Origin of the sequence: Fibrobacter sp. UBA3718 (genome assembly GCF_002371935.1) — a bacterium.
In the GTDB taxonomy this organism is placed as follows: domain Bacteria; phylum Fibrobacterota; class Fibrobacteria; order Fibrobacterales; family Fibrobacteraceae; genus Fibrobacter.
Genome location: NZ_DFHR01000002.1, coordinates 13,293 through 30,061, shown reverse-complemented (window position 1 = coordinate 30,061; position 16,769 = coordinate 13,293). Strand labels below are relative to the sequence as shown.

The following is a 16,769-nucleotide window of genomic DNA, read 5'->3' as shown; positions in this document are numbered from 1 at the left end:
AGCAATCCTATTCCTGCGCAAAGCGGAACACATGGCGGTTGCAGCTCGTGGTAAGCAGGTAATGCTTGTCGCGCTGGACCTTCATGAACATGTTCACGAGGTAGGCACGAAGTCCCGTCACCGAACGCTCCAGGTCCGTCAGGTCCATGAGTTTCCCGTCGTCCTTGATGACAAGCAGGAATTCGCCCTGCAGCACCTGCAGCGAGACTTCCATGTAAACCTTCCGTCCCGCATTGCTCTCGTAGACGGTCATGCCGAGTTCCTCGAGCAGGAGCATCGCCTTCACGATTCCGGCGTCATCCACGGACGCATCCTTCAGCTTCTTCCCGATGATATCGCGGTACTTGACCAGGTTTTCGGGATTCAGCAACAGATCGTACATATACCAGTGTCCCGTTTCTTCAGTTTCTTCGAGAAGGAGCGGGAAGCCGGATCTACCGTAGAGCACGAGCTGGACGATGCAACACACGGCAAAAGCAACAAACGGAGAAACGCCAAATCCGAGCCACACATTACCATCGCCCCAGAGCGGCACACCGCCCAGGACACAGGCTACCGGGCCGAGGAACACCGCGACAAAGATGAACAGGAACGAGAGAATCGGCTTTTCGTGGACATGATAGGCCGCATATATCTTCACAAAAGCGAGCGGACACAGCCCGACAGCGCAGGCGCGAATCGCAAAGGCGAGTTCGTCCGCGGCGCTTGCCGAACTGATGTGGAACAGGCGCGCGAGCAGGGGCGCAAACGCCAGCAGAAGCGCGGTAGCGACCAGAGTCTCCTTGATCGACACCCAGTTCACGAATTCCATCATCTGCGCGACCCCGTTGCCGTTTTCCTCGCCTCGGTAGATGTTGATAATCGGCTCGGCCGCCATCCAGATGCCATTGAATACGACGCTGAGTTCAAGGATTTCGTAAATAACCGAGAGGATGGCAATCCTGTCGCTGCCGAAATGGGTGACGAAGTAGAAGTTCATGACTGCGGCAAACAGCGCGAAGAAAAGATACTCGCACGCTTCCGCCATGCTGAACCGGACAACCTTCGCGACATCGCGGATCTTGAAATACCACACAAACTTGAGCGTATTGCCCTTCCGCATAAAGTGCGAACAAAGCACAAGGATGCTGAGAACAACGGAAAGCACCGTCCCGAGCGCGATTCCCGACATTCCCCAGAACATGCAGAACACGCACGAGAAGACCAGGTTTCCAAGCAGCAGCACCGCATACGAGATATTGCATGTCTTCATGTCACCGTCGACATACACCATCTCCTGCAAGATATTGTTCAGCGGGATTACGAAGGCAAGTCCCAGGAACCATCCGTAAAACTCGTTCACGAATTTCAGCTGTTCGGCATCTATTCCCGACGTGTCGAGGAACAGGCGCCCGACAGCAAAAAGAGCCACCATCAGGATCCCGACCGCAAAAGAAAGGATTATCCCCTGTCCGAAAAAACGGTCCGCACGGTGCTTGTTCAGGCGCCCCAGCTCAATCGAATAGCAGACGAGGCTCCCCACCATGACCATCGCGCTCAGAAACAGGATGAACGAGAACATCGGCGTGAAGAAGGATATCGCCGCCAGCGCATTTTCGCCCAGGAACCGGGCCGCGACCACCTTGTCGATGAAGATGTTCACGAGTTCAGCACAGACCGAAAACGATGCCGTAAAGAGCATCGACGTAAACCGCCTTCCGCAAAATGTCTGGCTGATGCGCATACGGAATGAAATAATAGAATTTTTACTTCAGGCCGCGCAAGGTCTTCTTCTGCGCATCGGTAATGCGGTAGCTTTCGCACGCCTTCTGGATCGACTTCGCATGAATCCACGGCGAAAGCTTTCGGCCCTTGATGTAGGGGAACGTCGCATCCCACTGCTTGGCAAGCGCGGTCGCGAAATACCAGGCGATAACCATCTGCACGTAGTAGCGATCGGTGGGGCATTCCGCGCGGCCGTCGTCATTAAACAGAGATTCATCAATAGCCGCGACCCACTTCAAAAACTTCTTGTCGAATCGCACGTCCAAAAAGAACGTCATGAGCATGTTCACGCCGAAGCGCACCGTGTAGGGCTCGCGCGACTTGAGCCATTTTTCGATGCACGACACGAACCGTTTTTCGTCCTTGAGCAATGCCTTGGGCGATTTGCCATCGCATACGGCCCAGTTGTCAATGTAGGGCAAGAACTGTTCGATGCGGTACAGGCATTCATCCGCATCCTTGATGCGTTCGACCACGAAGAGGTGAACCTGGTTTTCTTCAAAGTACTTGTGCGGCAGTTTGTCCAAAAACTTGGCGACATCGGCCGCCGCGAACTCCTTCGCAATCTTTCGCATGGTAGGCACGCGCACGCCGATAATCGATTTCTTGTCGATGTTCGGCAACAGCGATGCGTGAAAGTCGCGGTACTTCAGGTCCTGTTCGGCCTGCAGTCGCTTTAGGAGTTCGGCATGGGTCATGGGCTACCTTTTTAGCATCAGCGTCTTTCCGGCGACGCGGCCGTTCACCTGCAACACGCCCACGTAGCGCCCGCGCGCAATCGCACCGGCATCGAGCGCTTCGCTATACGCACCCGCGGCACGCAGCCCCAGGTTGAACGTGCGCACCACGCGGCCCTGCATATCCATGAGCGCGAACTTCACCGCACCCGCGGCAGGAACATCGAAGCGGAGCGCGACATGCGGGCCACGGAATGCGGCACCGAACCCGAGTCCAGACGCAACCGCAATTTCGGGGTTCCCGACCGTCTTCTCGATTTCAAGCTGCATCGTAGCGGGCTTGCTCCAGAGCGTGTCGGATCCGAGCAAAACGCCCACGCGGTAGGAGACTTCGAACTTCCCGGACGGCGCCTTGGCATTTTCGAGCGAATCGAGCAGAGCCTCGCTTGCAGAATCCAGCGCGAGAACCTTCGTTGCCGCCGTATCCATCACGAAGGCATCTTCGAGAAGCTTGGCGCGGACATTCTTTGCAATCCCGGTGTTGCTATTGTACACGGCATTCTCTTCTGCAAGCATCGGCGGGTTCGGCATGCCGCGCAGCAGCGGATAGCTCACACCCTCCTTGATGTACCACACGGAATCGAAATCGAACGCGGAGAAGAACTTCTGCCTACGCATTGCCGAGGGAGAAAGCCCGGTACTCGTCGCCAGTGTATCGATACAGCCGTCGGCAAGGTAGTAGAACTCATCCGAAGGCATCGACCCTCTGGGCAAGTCAACGCAAAAACGGTTTCCGTCCTTAACGGCCGTTCCGGAAGCATACCCCCTCACCTTCGTAGCGCTACCGTTGACACTGGCAAATCCAAAGCCATATGGCGTTTCATTCGCCGACACATCGCCCGTCGAATAGCAATCTTCAATTACAGCCTGATTGATATTGGCAAAACCGCCAGCCTCCTCTACATTTCCCGTAGAATAGGACCGCCTGATAGTTCCATCATTTTCGCCGACAAAACCGGCAGCCGCGCTTGCATTCCCCATCGCAAACGAACGCTCAATCACGCCTTCGTTCTTGCCGACAAATGCTCCAGAATAGGAATAATTTCCACTCCCCTTGACATTTCCGGCAGCATAGCTTTCAGAAATAGTCGCCTGGTTCAAGCCCACAAAGCCACCGACACAATACATGCCCCCAACATCGACAGACGCATGCAGCCCTTTCAATTCCTTGCTATAAGCTTTAGCGATCAGGCCACCGACATAGGCCCCATCCTTCGCGTCAATAACGCCCGTTGCAGCAGAGTTCGTAATAGTCCCGCTATCAATCGCGACAAGGCCACCTATTCCATCAATATAAAAATCCTCGTATTCGTAATCCTTTATTTTGTGGTCAACATAATAATACACGCCGCGTTCTTGGATAATCTGTTTCGCATCAATATTTACAGATGCGTCGACTATACGCCCGGTTCCCGTATTCATGGCGGCAATTCCACCAATCGGGCCACGGCCATTATTCAACGACACCTTGGCAGACGAAAGCTTGATAAGTCCCCTGTTGACAAGAGCAATTCCACCAACGAGTCCCGAGCTATCGCTCCAGACAGCATCAACATTCACGTTGAGGACATCGCCATCGTTTATCACGGAAATACCCGCCAAAGATGACCCGCCAAAAATTCCCTTGACTGAACAATTTTCTATAAGCCCCTTGTTATCGTAAACAAGACCCGCACCGTCAAAAGTTTTCTTGAACAAAACATCCATATCAACATGGCTTACAGTCCCCATGTTCACGCCGGCCAAGGCGCCAACTTTATTTACATTTCCTTCTTCTCTGCTTATCTCATACCTCTTGAAGGACAAGCTATCGATTACACCTGTTTTTGCAATCGTATCCACAAGCCCAGTGGGTTCACTGTCCCAGAAGTCCATATAAAGGTCGCTGATACTGTGACCGCCGCCGTGAATTTTTCCAGTAAACAATCTCGAGGTATCCTGCGGTATATATCCGCCCAAAACAACACCATAGCAATTGCAAAAATCTTCGAGTATTTCAATCTTGCCAATAGGGTTGAATCCAATGCCTCGCCCGCTGAAAAGGGTTTGGGTCTTTGAGGCAGAAGCATCGATATCATTAGCCACACGATAGACGGACGAAAGCTTGTACTTTCCGTACCCGATTGATTTCAAGTCACCGTACGTCTTGATCAGGAACGGATCGCTCTCAGTACCGGAGCCAGCCATTTTGAGCATCGTTTGGTCAACATCCAGATTCGGATAGACTTTTTCCTTCATTGTTTTGGATATACGGTAAGCCGAAGTAAACCAAGACAAATAGGGATAGGTTGTATCTGCAGCAATGCTCCAAGTTGAATCGAAATCCCAATCCTTGTAATTTTCCTTCGTAACCATCTGCCGCGTAGTGCGGAGTTCCCCACCAGCCGTTACATTAATAAACCAAAGAGAGCTATCGCCATACACCGACGTATAAGTCGACTTGTCGGCATCCCCTGCAACAACTCCCCATTTAGAAGACCCCACTACACGGCCTGCGGCAAAGGAGTTTTTCACAGCCGCATTGTCGGAGTAGCCAAACAGGCCACCGATATTCTTTGTACCCACGACATTCGCAATCGAATAGCAATCCGCTACGCTAGCCGCGCCCAAATGCCCTACGAGGCCGCCCACATTTTCGTTTCCCGAAACGAGGAACCTGGATGCGCTCTTTGCGAGAGATCCCGAAGATTTCTTACCGACAACGGAGCCTACGTAATTTTCGCCAGAAACATCATACTTTACAAAGATTTTTTCGAGCGTAGCACCTTTATCGACACCGGCGAGGGTACCGACATAGTTCTTGCCATGGATGGCACCCCTAGTATCCGCAGGCCCATACGAATTATCTTTTCCAAGATACGAAGCCGTATCAAAGACGACGCCGCTCACCTTGGCACCCGCCGCCAGAGCCCGGAAAAGCCCTACGGAATCCTCGTCGGGGCGGTTGATGTTCAAGCCCGCAATAAACTTGTTATTCCCGTCAAACCCGCCACTGAATTCGCCAATCGGTTCGAAGCCCTTGCAAAGAGTGCTGTCGGCATTGCAGTTTTCCTTGAACGAAGACGATGCATTGATATTGCTCATCAGCTTGTAATACTTGTCAAGCCCGTATTCGTACTTGCCGATATACTTGAGGTCATCGTAATCATAAATCTTGTAGGGGTTCCTTTCGGTACCGGTACCAGCGAGCATATTTACCGTCCCGTCGTCTTCGAGCGTGCCCGGCAATATCGGGTCCATGCCCTTGAAGTACGGGTAAGAAACGCCTTCCTGGATAGCCCACACGGTATCGAAGTTGAAACCTTCGTATGTTGACTGTTTCAACATTTCTTCGGTGGTATTTCCTCCGTACACGTTTCCTGTAACAGTACTGTCGAAATAACATGATTTCTTGTGTTCGCCCGACCCGAAGAAGTTTCCTCCGATAATTCCTTCCGGGTCGGGAGCCTTCAGGATACTCGCAGAATAGATGTTCTGTTGCAAGGTGCCCGATGAAAACTCATCCGAAATGCCCATAACGCCACCCACGTTCTCGTAACCCTTGACGACATTCACCGAGAACGCGTCTACGACCCTCGAAGCGGAAGCGCCAAAAATTCCACCGACAATATCGCCCGACGTTACATAGCCGGTAGTCCCGACCACATGGATTTCACTTATGCGGGTAGCACCCATCAATCCGCCGACAAACGACATCCCCGACACGTTCCCGTTCAAGGAGACAACGTTAGTGACACGGGAGTTATCGATTTCACCCGCCAGCGCACCGACATACCAATCCCCTTCGACTTTCGCGTTTTCAAGTTTCAGGTTCTTGATGTCAGCGCCATCCGCCACCCCGAACATTCCCGCAAAGTCACGATACGGGTCGACAATCGTCAGGTTCTTGATGGTATGGTTTTTTCCGTCGAAGACTCCCGCGAACACATGCACGCTATCGCCGATGGGCCTAAAATTGACCCCGGCAGCATCGATATCGGCAGTCAGTTCGTAACTTGCCACCAGCGGGTAGGCCATGTCGTTTCCGATTTTCTGGAGTTCCGCAAGTGTAGAAATCTTTATCCCGTTGGGTACAGCCACGTAGCTCGACGTTCCCCAGACGGTATCGCCTTCGTTTACCACGCCGATTCTATAGCCATAATAGAGCGTATCTCTCCTTAATATAAAACTTGTATAATCGCCACTAACGGTATCATATTTATCGCCCAGATTCACCCAGCCAAGCCACTTGCCGACAAGTTCGCCATCGACCTCGGTAAGCGAGGCAACAGGCGGCTGCTCTTGCCACTTTGCCGCCACAGTCGGAGTCGCAATCGGGATAAACGACTTTTGCGAATAGGGATTGAGCGCTAGATACGGAAAAGACTTGCCTTCGTCTATTTTCCAGATATTGACGTAGCTACCCGTAGCATGATGGCAGTATCCAAAAAGCAAATAGGAATCGCATGTATCCAGATAAACCGGAATGAAGCCATCGTAACCCAGAGTGTCCCAGCCCGCAAACGACGAGAGTTTCATCATCTTCGCGGTAGAAAGCCCCGTGCCGCCTGCACTCGTATCGAGTCCCGAAATTTCGGTATTCCAGTAAGAGCTAAAAATTGTATCGGGCGAATATCCAATAAGCCCGCCTACAAGCGAATCGCCCAAGACCTTGTTTGCCGCATAGGAATTGAAAATGGAAGCACCGGAGCCTGCAACGCCACCGACCTTGTTGTTTCCGCGCACCTCGCCCATGGCGAACGAACTCTGTACAAAGCCACCGCTCCCGACAACACCACCCACATAGCGTTCTCCTTCTACCTTTCCGATGGCATACGAATGGGATACCGTTCCCTTATCGTTATCGCCAACAATGCCGCCAATATCTTCATCAAATTCATAGCCGTAACGTACCAAGTCCATTGTAGACACGCACATTTGAACATCACCTTCGGATTCTCCGGCGATGCCACCGACATTATTCACATCGGATTCTCCCGGGACAATCGTTCCCTTGGAACGGCTGTTAGTAATACGCCCGTCATTGAACCCGACAACACCGCCGACACGCCCGTCCATAGCAATGATATTCACATCGGCAACGGCGCTATCGATTGTCGCCTCGTCTGTTTCACCCACAATTCCGCCAACCCGTTCCGTACCCTTGATTTCTCCTTGGAACGAAACATCCTTCAAGGCGGGAATCATACCGGAATACCCGATAGCCCTCATCGCAGCACCCACAATGCCGCCGACACGCTTCTTCCCTTGAACAAAACCGTTCGTCACATGCACATTTTCAATCGTACCGACAAGCCTTGCGACAACGCCACCCACATGGTCGGTTTCGCTCACCCTCCCCGTCACATGGAGATGGTCAAAATTCAAGTTCTTGACAGAACCGACAAGTGCGTAGATAAAGCCCACATTCTGTTCACAGGGTAGCCAGATTGTTAAATTGAGAATCGTGTGGTTCTGGCCGTCGATAGTTCCCCAAAACGCCACGCTGTCGGCTGCATCCTTGTTCTTGCCGATAGGGATAAAGCCGTTGCAGCCGCCCTCGTCACTGCACATCTCGTGCGCCGAGGCCGAAGCGTCGATATCGGCAGTCAGCACGTAGTTCGAAGAATAGAGGTAAGTGCCCTTGCCTATCGCCTTCAGGTCTTCGTAATCCTCAATCTGGAAAGGCTTTTCGGCGGAACCATCACCCTTCATGGTGCCGTTCGCCGCGAACGAATGGATCGCAAGCAGCGACAGAACGGCAGCGAAAACAAAACGTAACTTCATCATCTTTCTCTCTCCTAGTCTCTAGCCATCAAAACTTTTTCCATCACCTTGCCGTTCACCTGCAACACGCCGATGTAGCGGCCTCGGGCAATCGCACCGGCATCGAGCGTTTCGCTATACGCACCCGCGGCACGGTTGCCCAGGTTGAACGTGCGGACGACACGGCCCTGCATGTCCATGAGCATAAACTTCACGGCACCCGCGGCAGGAATTTCGAAACGGAGCGCCACATTCGAGCCTCGGAAGGCGGCACCGAAGCGGGCTCCCGACGGGGTGGCAACCTTGCTCAAGCCAACCGACTTCAGGACACCGAGTCTAGCTACGGCTTCGTCGCTCCAAATCGTATCCTTGCCGAGTACCATGCCCACGCTGTACAAAATCTCAAACATCCCGGAAGGGTTCTCCGCCTTTTCCAGAGAATCAATCAGGAAGATACTCGTAACATCCAGATGGACCACCTTCGTCATCGTCGAATCCATCACGATGGCATCTTCGAGTATCTTGGCGCGGATCCTATTTTCGAGGGACCCGTTCCCTTCAAGCTTCAGATTCACACTCGCAGGGAATGGCATGTTCGGCAAACCGCGCAGCATCGGTGTCGAGAAGCCTTCCTTGATGTACCACACGGAATCAAAATCGAAACCGCGGTACTCATCCTGCATGTACATGGAGCCCATGGTAGTTCCCTGGGGCGTATGGTAATTCGTACCATCGACAGGCTTCCCGTTGTCGGACTGTTCCACAAAATACCTCGTCTTGAGAGCATACGAATTTTCGATGGAACCCTTGTTCTCGTATGCAAAGGCGCGATAGCCCTTTCCGACAGAATAAGACTTGCTGATGACACCCGTATTCAGATAAACAGCCGAATAGGCGGAATCGTTCATTCCGAGCACATCACCCATCGAGAACGAATTTTCGATTGTCCCGTGGTTCTCCACGGCAAAGCCAGCTATGACATACGGCATATCCCGTTCGACATCCGCATTAACGTAGCATTCCGATATGGTTCCCTCGTTGATATAGACCAGGCCACCCCCGCGAGGGCCGAAACGCCCGTAACCGCCAAAGAACCCCTCGAAGGAACTCTGCCGGATGGTACCCTCGTTCCGGTAGACAAGCCCCACATCGGCCTCCAGATTGTCGCACTTGACATTTACGTTGTCTACAATTCCCTTGTTCACATAGGCAAGGCCTGCTGTAACGCCGGAGAACTCCACAAACCTTATTTCAAGGCTATCCACGATTGCCGAAGAATCGATAGCAAGGAAGAATCCCGAATTGCGGTACGCTTGGAGCGTACAGATATACAGGTCATGTATCACGTGGCCGTTCCCGTGGAATTTGCCCGTAAAGGTCGTATCCGTCCCGTGTTCGTAGGAACCCCCGAACAGGCCCTTGGAATTTTCGCGATACTTCCCGATAGACGGGAAACCGATGGTGAAATTCAGCTGCGGATGGCTGGCAGAATCCACATAATATAATTCATCCGAGGAGGCCGACGCATCGATATCGTTTGCAAGACGGTAAACCGCCGAGAGCTTGTATTTCCCATAGCCTATCGCCTTGAGGTCGTCGTATGTCTTGACGAGGAACGGGTCTTCCTCGGTGCCGGAACCTTCCATCTGGAATTTCACATCGTGTGTCCTGACAGGGTAAATCAACTTGACACCGTCTGTCCATGCGAGGATGGGATAGGCATCTGCGGCATGTTTCAGCCACACCGTCCCGAATTCCCAGCCCTCGTAAGAAGCCGAATCCAGCATTTCGGCCGTCGTGAGCGACTTTCCGACACTGCTGTTGTCGAACTGCCACACTTCGCCATCGTAGTAGACCGACTTGTAGGTCGACTTCTCGCTTGATCCCGCCAGGTTCCCGACATTTTCGTTTCCGCGCACTTGGCTTATGCTGTAGATGTTCGTGTACGCCGAAGCGGAATCGATACCGACAAAGCCGCCGACATTGGCATTGCCCTGAACACTCGCCCAGGAAAGGTTGTCTGTATAGGAAGCGTTCTTGGAGCTTCCGGCAAAGGATCCGACATAATCGTTGCCTTCAACCGTACCGTTGACATGGTCGTACTTCGCGGTACCACCTTCCTTCGCCCCGACAACCATACCGACATAGTTGTTGCCGCGAACGACCAGGTCGCGTTCCGTACCCATGCTCTCAAGGTCGGCACCCTTGTCCAGCCCGGCAATACCACCCACATAGTTCCTGCCGATAATGGTGCTCTCGCCCAACCCTATTCCCGAAACCTTGGCACCGGGATTGAGTTTCGTGAACAAGCCGACGTAATCCTCGTCGGGGCGGTTGATGGTCAGCTTGAAAATGCCGTCCCTGTGTCCGATGAACGTCCCGCTGAAACCTTCGGTTCCGCCGATGGGTTCAAAACCGGCACACACGCCGTCGACGCAGTTGTCCGTCGCGGATTCGCTTGCATAAAATCCCTGCAATTCGTAATGGGCGTCCAGGCCGAATTCATGCTTGCCGACATTCTTGAGGTCATCGTAGCTGGTAATCTGGAACGGTTTTTCCGCCGTACCTTCGCCCACCAGGGCATAGCTCGTTCCGTCATCGACCAATGTTCCCGGAAGCGAGGGGTCCATTCCCTTGAAATAAGGATACGACACGCCTTCCTGGATAGTCCACACGGACTCAAAGTCGAACCCCTTGAACGTGGCCCGCTTCAGCAGGGAATCAGTCGGGAGCGCTTCACCCAACTCGTACCGATCGACCTGCCATTCGGAAGGCATAAGCGTGCTGTCGAAGTATATGTCCGCATACTTCTCGTCGTAGTAGGAATTCTCCACGGATCCGGCAATTCCCTCGATACGCTTGCGGGGGCCCTTCACAAGGCTCGCGGAGTAAACATTGAGGACGGTATCGGCATTATGGAAATCCAAATTCGCACCGCCCATAACGCCCCCAACCCAATAATGACCCTTGACGACATTCACGGAATAGGCATCTGTCAACTTCGACGCGAACGCCCCGAAAAGACCTCCGACACAGGTATCTCCCGTGACGGCGCCCGTACTTGCAAGGCGCTCCATGTCGTTTGAGAACGCGATACCGATAAGCCCACCGACATTGCTATGGCCATTGACCGTTGCGTCATACGAGACAACGTTGCTCACAATCGACCCGTCAATCTGGCCCGCAAGCACGCCAACTATTTTCTTACCATTGACATTTGCGTTCCTGAAAACAATGTTCCTGAAGACAGCCTTTTCCGCCTTCCCGAAGAGTCCGGAATAATCCTTCTTGCGGCCATCAATCCTGAATCCACTGATGGTATGGTTCTTGCCGTCGAAGCCACCCGTAAACAAGACACGCTCGTCACCGATAGGTTCGAAATCAACCCCGGACGCATCGATATCGGCCGTCAGCTCGTAATTTGCAAACAGCGGGAAGCCGACATGCCTGCCAATCTTCTGCAGGTCTTCGAGAGTCGCAATCTCGATACGGTTCGGGACCGCCATGTAGCTCGACGTACTCCAGACGGTATCGGATTCCTTGACGTAGCCAATCTTGTAGCCGTAGTAGATGGAATCGCGCGCCGCATTCAGGTAGTTCGCGCCAGTCCATTTGCCGAACAATTCACGGCCGGTATCGTCTTTCGCGGCGACAACCGGATTTTCCTGCCACTTCGCTGCCGTCGTGGGAATCGCATAGACGACAGCATCGGGCTTCTTGCCGAACACAGCCAGGTAGGGGTACGATTCCCCCTCGTCGATAGTCCAGATTTCGGTGTCCCATCCGAAAAAGCTTTCGAACTTTTTCATGGCGGCATCGGAAAGTCCCGTCCCGCCGCTGCTTGTATCCAATCCGGAAAATTCCACGTTCCAGTAGGAGCTGTCCGCATCTCCCCAACCAATCAGGCCGCCTACCTCCTCGACTTCCGTCGTATCAAAAATTTCAACAGGCCCGACCGAGTACGACGTGCTTACCGCTCCCGATGCATCGCCAACGAGTCCGCCTACATACCTATTCCCCCTCACCGCTCCCGTAGCAAAGCAATTACGGATAGTCCCATCATAGTTCTTACCGACCAGGCCGCCAATATCGAACTCGCTCCCAGTGACGCTGCCCGTAGCATACGACTGCTCAATAGAACCATAGTTGGCTCCGATCAGACCGCCCAATTTGCTTTTGGGAACCGCAGTAGTCAAAGGCAGAATATCCACAGATGCCCTGGATGTAGTGATGTAGCCACCGCTTATGTTATACCCCACAAGCCCGCCGACTTCGGTGATTGAACTTCCGGCAATGGGGAGGATTAAACCAGCCGCTTCGCTTTTTTCAATATCTCCTTTATTTTCGCCAACAAGGCCACCAATATCGCTTCCCTTCGCATAAATCTCGACATCTGCATTGCTATCGGTAATCCTACCACGGGATCTTCCGGCCAGCCCCCCTACACTGGATCCGCCCCGGACAACGCCCTCATACGAGACATTATCCAAATTGGCCGTCGTCTTTTCCATGTCGCCCACGATACCGCCCACATACTCACGGCCCTGCACTTCGCCTTTTGTAACGTGCACATCGAGGATATACCCGGTAGCCGTGCCCGCAACGGCGCCGACATATTTCGAATGGGGCGCATAGATATCATCCAGGCCGCCCCACACCACAAGGGAATCAAAGTACAAATTTGAGACCAGTCCACCCAGGTTCGCGAAAAAACCCACGTTGTGCGCACAGGGCGTCCATATGCGCATATTCCTGATCGTAAATCCGTGCCCCCAAAAATAGCCCGTAAAAACGGAAGCGTCCGCAGCATCCTTCTCAAGTCCCAAGGGAATGAACCCGTTGCACACGCCTTCACTGCACCATTCGCCATACGAGGCCGAAGCGTCGATATCGGCAGTCAGCATATAGGCCGAAGAATACAGGTAGGCACCCTTGCCTATCATCTTCAGGTCTTCGTAGTCATCGACCAGGAACGGGCTTTCGATAGTACCTTCGCCCTTCATGGTACCGTTCGCCGCGAACGAATAAGCCGCAAGCAGCGACAGGATTACTGTAGAAATGAACCTCTTCATGATACTTCTCGCCTCAACCCTTTTAATCAATATATATTATCCTAGTCCTTGACGCAACGTACCGAATGCCCGTTGTTGCCAGGAGAACTCTTCAAAGTGACCGAATTTCCGCTCCCGAAAAGCACCGCGTAGCCCGCAAAGCCGCTTTCGTCCTGCGCTTCGGCGGAACTCCAGAAATAGGCCTTGAGCCCCTCGGAATCGAACGAGCCGCTACGGTAGCGTTCCCCGCCCGCGACCGCCGAGAATCCCGAGCTGTTCGTGCCGCTCCCGTCGTCCCAGCTTCCCTGCGACTTGAGCGCAGCGGCATCGCCGTCCACTGCGGCAATCAGGGCGTTCCATTCCGTCGTATCGGGCAGATGCCAGCCGTCGGGGCAGACCGATTTCATAGCCACGACCCAGGCGTAGAGGCGGCCTTTCGTCGCGCACGTCGCGGGGTTCTTGTCGTAGCACCAGCTGCTGTCCTTGAGTCCGGGCACCGCCACGGTATCGAAGTAGTTCAGGTTCTCGGCCATCCACGTCTGGCCACCGATTTTTATCGTCGCGTAGGCATGGCCGTCGCGGGCATCCACGAGCGTCCCGTATTCCACTTCGGGGTTTAGGTAGGGGTTCCTGGAAACTTCCTCGACAATCTCGTCCACGTAGCTTTCGAACGACGGCGCCACGCCGCCCTCGCTCCAGCTTTCGACATTCCTGCGGATAGCATCGAGCTCGCCGTTCGCTTCGGCCGCGCGCGCCCAGCCTGCCATAGCCTTCTTCGTTTCGGCATCTTCCCACGAGCCAGCCGCGACAAATGCGTCATCGAACTTGTCGAGGCGTTCGGCCAGTTCCGCGACACCGCCATCGGCCTGCATCATCACGCTCACGGCAAGCAGGGCCGCATTGCCATCTCCCGGTTCTGCGATGTTCATGTCCTCGAACTCTTCAAGTTCGCCCGCAATTCCGAACGCCGCCAGAACTTCGGCCTCGGCCTGTTCCTTCGCGTCGTCAAAGTCCATGCCCTTCGCGGTCACCAGGCGCACCACGCGTCCATATTCCATGTGGGTGAACAGGTTCACGTTCACGCTGTTGCGGTCCGTAAGCCTTGTCACCGCGCGAAGAGTAAACTTGTCCGCAGTCCGCTCGCCCGTCAGTTCGTTCAGGTAATAGCCCGTCGCCTCGAATATGGCGCACGATGTAGACAAAGTAAGTTTCGCGAAATTGAATTCGCCCCTGCTGTTCGCGATCGAGCCCTCGGCAATCTCGCCCGTCGGTTCGAGAGTCTCGCAGTCAACGCCCTTCACCTTCACGGGAGTCCCCTCGACAAACGGGCCCTTCTGGAACACGCCCGATACGTCGGCGACAATGCCCGCATCTTCTGTAACGCCGCCCGCAACCTCGCTGTCGCCACAACCCACAACTACAAACGACAAAATGGCCAGAGGCAGCAACAAGACCGGCAATACGCCACCGACACACTTAAACAGTTTTCTTTTCATCATCCGTCCAGCCCCTTTTCAAATAGTCCTTGTCCTTGATGTTTTCGCTCACCGGGAACAGCTGCATGTTCAGGCGATACACCCGCTCCGTCTCGTCGTCTTCCACGACAATGGCCATAATGCGCTTGCGGCATTCCGCAAGTTCGTTCTTTATGCGCTCGTAGGCACGGCTCGTTATCCCCATGGTAAGCCCCGACATGTCGCGTTCCGATAGCGGCAAATCCAATGCACTAACCGCAAACTCCCCCATTTGCCTTTGCATCTCGCGAGCCGCCACCGGAACCGCGTCCACCTTCCCCATGGAGATGGCCTTGTCTGTCTGCTGGTAGTTACCGCTCCCGTCCTTCTTCAGGAGTTTCGCCTTCACCAAAAAATCGAGCGTCTCCGCAACCTCCGCCGCAGAAATCTTCTGCTTGCAGGCACGCGCGATATCGAGCGGCTTCGCGCCGGGCATGTGCGATGCGAGTTCACGGATCACCGGGTTTTTCCACGACTTGAAATAGTCGAATTCCTCGTTGCCCAGAACGCGCACCTTGTGCGCCATCGCGAGCGCGCACCGCTGTTCGAACGCCGCACGCTTCGCCTTGTCGTTTTTCGCGTGCGCATACGAGACCATGAGCACAAAATATTCGGCCTCGAAACCGACAAGCCCCATGGCGCGCGCGACCGAACCCGCAGCCGACACGCTCAGGTTCTTTTTCCCCTCGCTGACATACTTCAGGTACACCGCCGACGAAAAACCGACATCCCGGGCAAAATCTCGCCAGGTAAATGCCGAACTCCGCTTGCGTTCCTCGTAGTAGTCACGAATGAACTTGCGATAATCAGTGTATTCTACAATCGCATTCATCACTACAAATATAGCCTTTTTCCGGGGCTGTGCAACGGAATAGAGCACAAAAATGCCGTTTTTACTTCAAATTTTACACTTTTTGAGAAATCATATAAAATTTCAGCATTCTAGAACACAAAAGCGTGTTCTTGGAACACGGCTGTATTCCTAGAACACAAAAAAGGGCACATAAAACTAGGGATTTTTCTTTTCCTGGCCGCGGAGCATCCGTTCGCGGGTCTTTTCGCGGCTCATCCAAGTGAGCACCAGGTTCTGCCAGATAACGTAACAGGTCGGTGCGAGCGCCACCACCGGGCCTGCGTACAAAGTAGAAACCCAGATGACAAGCGTCGTGTTCTTCTGCCCCATGCTCTGCGACCCCTCGATGGGGCGGCGCTTGCGTTCACAGAACCAGCCGAGCCAGAACAGCAAAATGCAGAGCACCAGCGAGACCCCCGCCATCATCGGGAGCTTGCCGCTGTTCCACAAGTCGGTGAACCCCATCTCGCGGATATCGAAACTCGCCTTCGAAATGATGACGAACACCGAGAACGTCCAGATGAACATCGTGTACTTCTGGAATTTCGCGGCGCGGTCGGCAAGCTCCGGGTAGAACGCGCGCAGGCCCAGCGCAAACGCGAGCGGTATGCTGATGATGGGCTGGATGGTATTGAAAATCTTCATCGCGATTTCGGAGAGGCTCGCATCGGCGCCGGTAAGGTACCCGAAAATGACGGGGATCGAAAAGCACGCGAGCAAGTTCCCGCTCAAAAAAATCTTGAGCGCGAGCGAAGCCGATCCGCCGAGCATCTTGGCCATCGTGGGGGCGGCATTCGCAGGCGGGCAGAGAGCGATGATGGCACCGCCCAGCAGCACCTCGCGCGGGAGCCCGAACAGTTCCACGATACCCCACAGGGCGGCAATCAGCACAAGGCTTGCGACAAACGCGCGGGCCTCGATCTTGAACGTGTAGCCGTGAGTCTGCGGCGGGATCTTCGTGACAAACGTCAGGAACATCATCGAGCCGATAAGGAAGGGCATCATAGGCGAAAGCACGTGCGCCTGCGGGAGCAGAATCCCGAGAACAATCGCCAGCGGCATCAATATGGACCGCAAATTCCTCATAGCGTGCCCAAATGTAGAA

Annotated in this window: 7 protein-coding genes; all 7 read right to left on the bottom strand. The window is 53.9% G+C overall.

Features of this window, described 5'->3' with window-relative positions:
• Positions 1–7 precede the first annotated feature (7 nt).
• The gene (locus B4A77_RS00295; protein ID WP_290737266.1) at positions 8–1,723 is read right to left on the bottom strand and encodes an MATE family efflux transporter; all 1,716 of its coding nucleotides are present in this window, start codon (positions 1,721–1,723) and stop codon (positions 8–10) included.
• A 22-nt stretch (positions 1,724–1,745) separates the two neighbouring features.
• On the bottom strand, positions 1,746–2,462 hold the full coding sequence (locus B4A77_RS00290) for a DNA alkylation repair protein (protein WP_290737264.1): 717 nt from the start codon (positions 2,460–2,462) through the stop codon (positions 1,746–1,748).
• A 3-nt stretch (positions 2,463–2,465) separates the two neighbouring features.
• Positions 2,466–8,270: a GLUG motif-containing protein gene (locus B4A77_RS00285; RefSeq protein ID WP_290737262.1), complete on the bottom strand. Its 5,805-nt coding sequence runs from the start codon at positions 8,268–8,270 to the stop codon at positions 2,466–2,468.
• A gap of 11 nt (positions 8,271–8,281) precedes the next feature.
• A complete protein-coding gene (locus B4A77_RS00280) occupies positions 8,282–13,318 on the bottom strand; it encodes a GLUG motif-containing protein (RefSeq protein ID WP_290737260.1) in 5,037 nt (1,678 codons plus the stop codon).
• Between the two features lie 41 nt (positions 13,319–13,359).
• Positions 13,360–14,796, bottom strand: coding sequence for a fibrobacter succinogenes major paralogous domain-containing protein (locus B4A77_RS00275; RefSeq protein WP_290737258.1), 1,437 nt, complete (start codon positions 14,794–14,796; stop codon positions 13,360–13,362).
• On the bottom strand, positions 14,774–15,643 hold the full coding sequence (locus tag B4A77_RS00270; protein ID WP_290729767.1) for a TIGR02147 family protein: 870 nt from the start codon (positions 15,641–15,643) through the stop codon (positions 14,774–14,776). Before B4A77_RS00270 ends, B4A77_RS00275 begins: the two co-directional genes overlap by 23 nt.
• A 177-nt stretch (positions 15,644–15,820) precedes the next feature.
• Positions 15,821–16,750, bottom strand: a complete 930-nt coding sequence (locus B4A77_RS00265) for a bile acid:sodium symporter family protein (RefSeq protein ID WP_290737256.1) — start codon at positions 16,748–16,750, stop codon at positions 15,821–15,823.
• Between the last annotated feature and the right edge of the window lie 19 nt (positions 16,751–16,769).

Coding starts and splice junctions, on each gene's coding strand:
- B4A77_RS00265 (WP_290737256.1), bottom strand. CDS start 16,750: ATGAGGAATTTGCGGTCCATATTGATGCCGCTGGCGATTGTTCTCGGG.
- B4A77_RS00275 (WP_290737258.1), bottom strand. CDS start 14,796: ATGATGAAAAGAAAACTGTTTAAGTGTGTCGGTGGCGTATTGCCGGTC.
- B4A77_RS00270 (WP_290729767.1), bottom strand. CDS start 15,643: ATGAATGCGATTGTAGAATACACTGATTATCGCAAGTTCATTCGTGAC.
- B4A77_RS00290 (WP_290737264.1), bottom strand. CDS start 2,462: ATGACCCATGCCGAACTCCTAAAGCGACTGCAGGCCGAACAGGACCTG.
- B4A77_RS00285 (WP_290737262.1), bottom strand. CDS start 8,270: ATGATGAAGTTACGTTTTGTTTTCGCTGCCGTTCTGTCGCTGCTTGCG.
- B4A77_RS00295 (WP_290737266.1), bottom strand. CDS start 1,723: ATGCGCATCAGCCAGACATTTTGCGGAAGGCGGTTTACGTCGATGCTC.
- B4A77_RS00280 (WP_290737260.1), bottom strand. CDS start 13,318: ATGAAGAGGTTCATTTCTACAGTAATCCTGTCGCTGCTTGCGGCTTAT.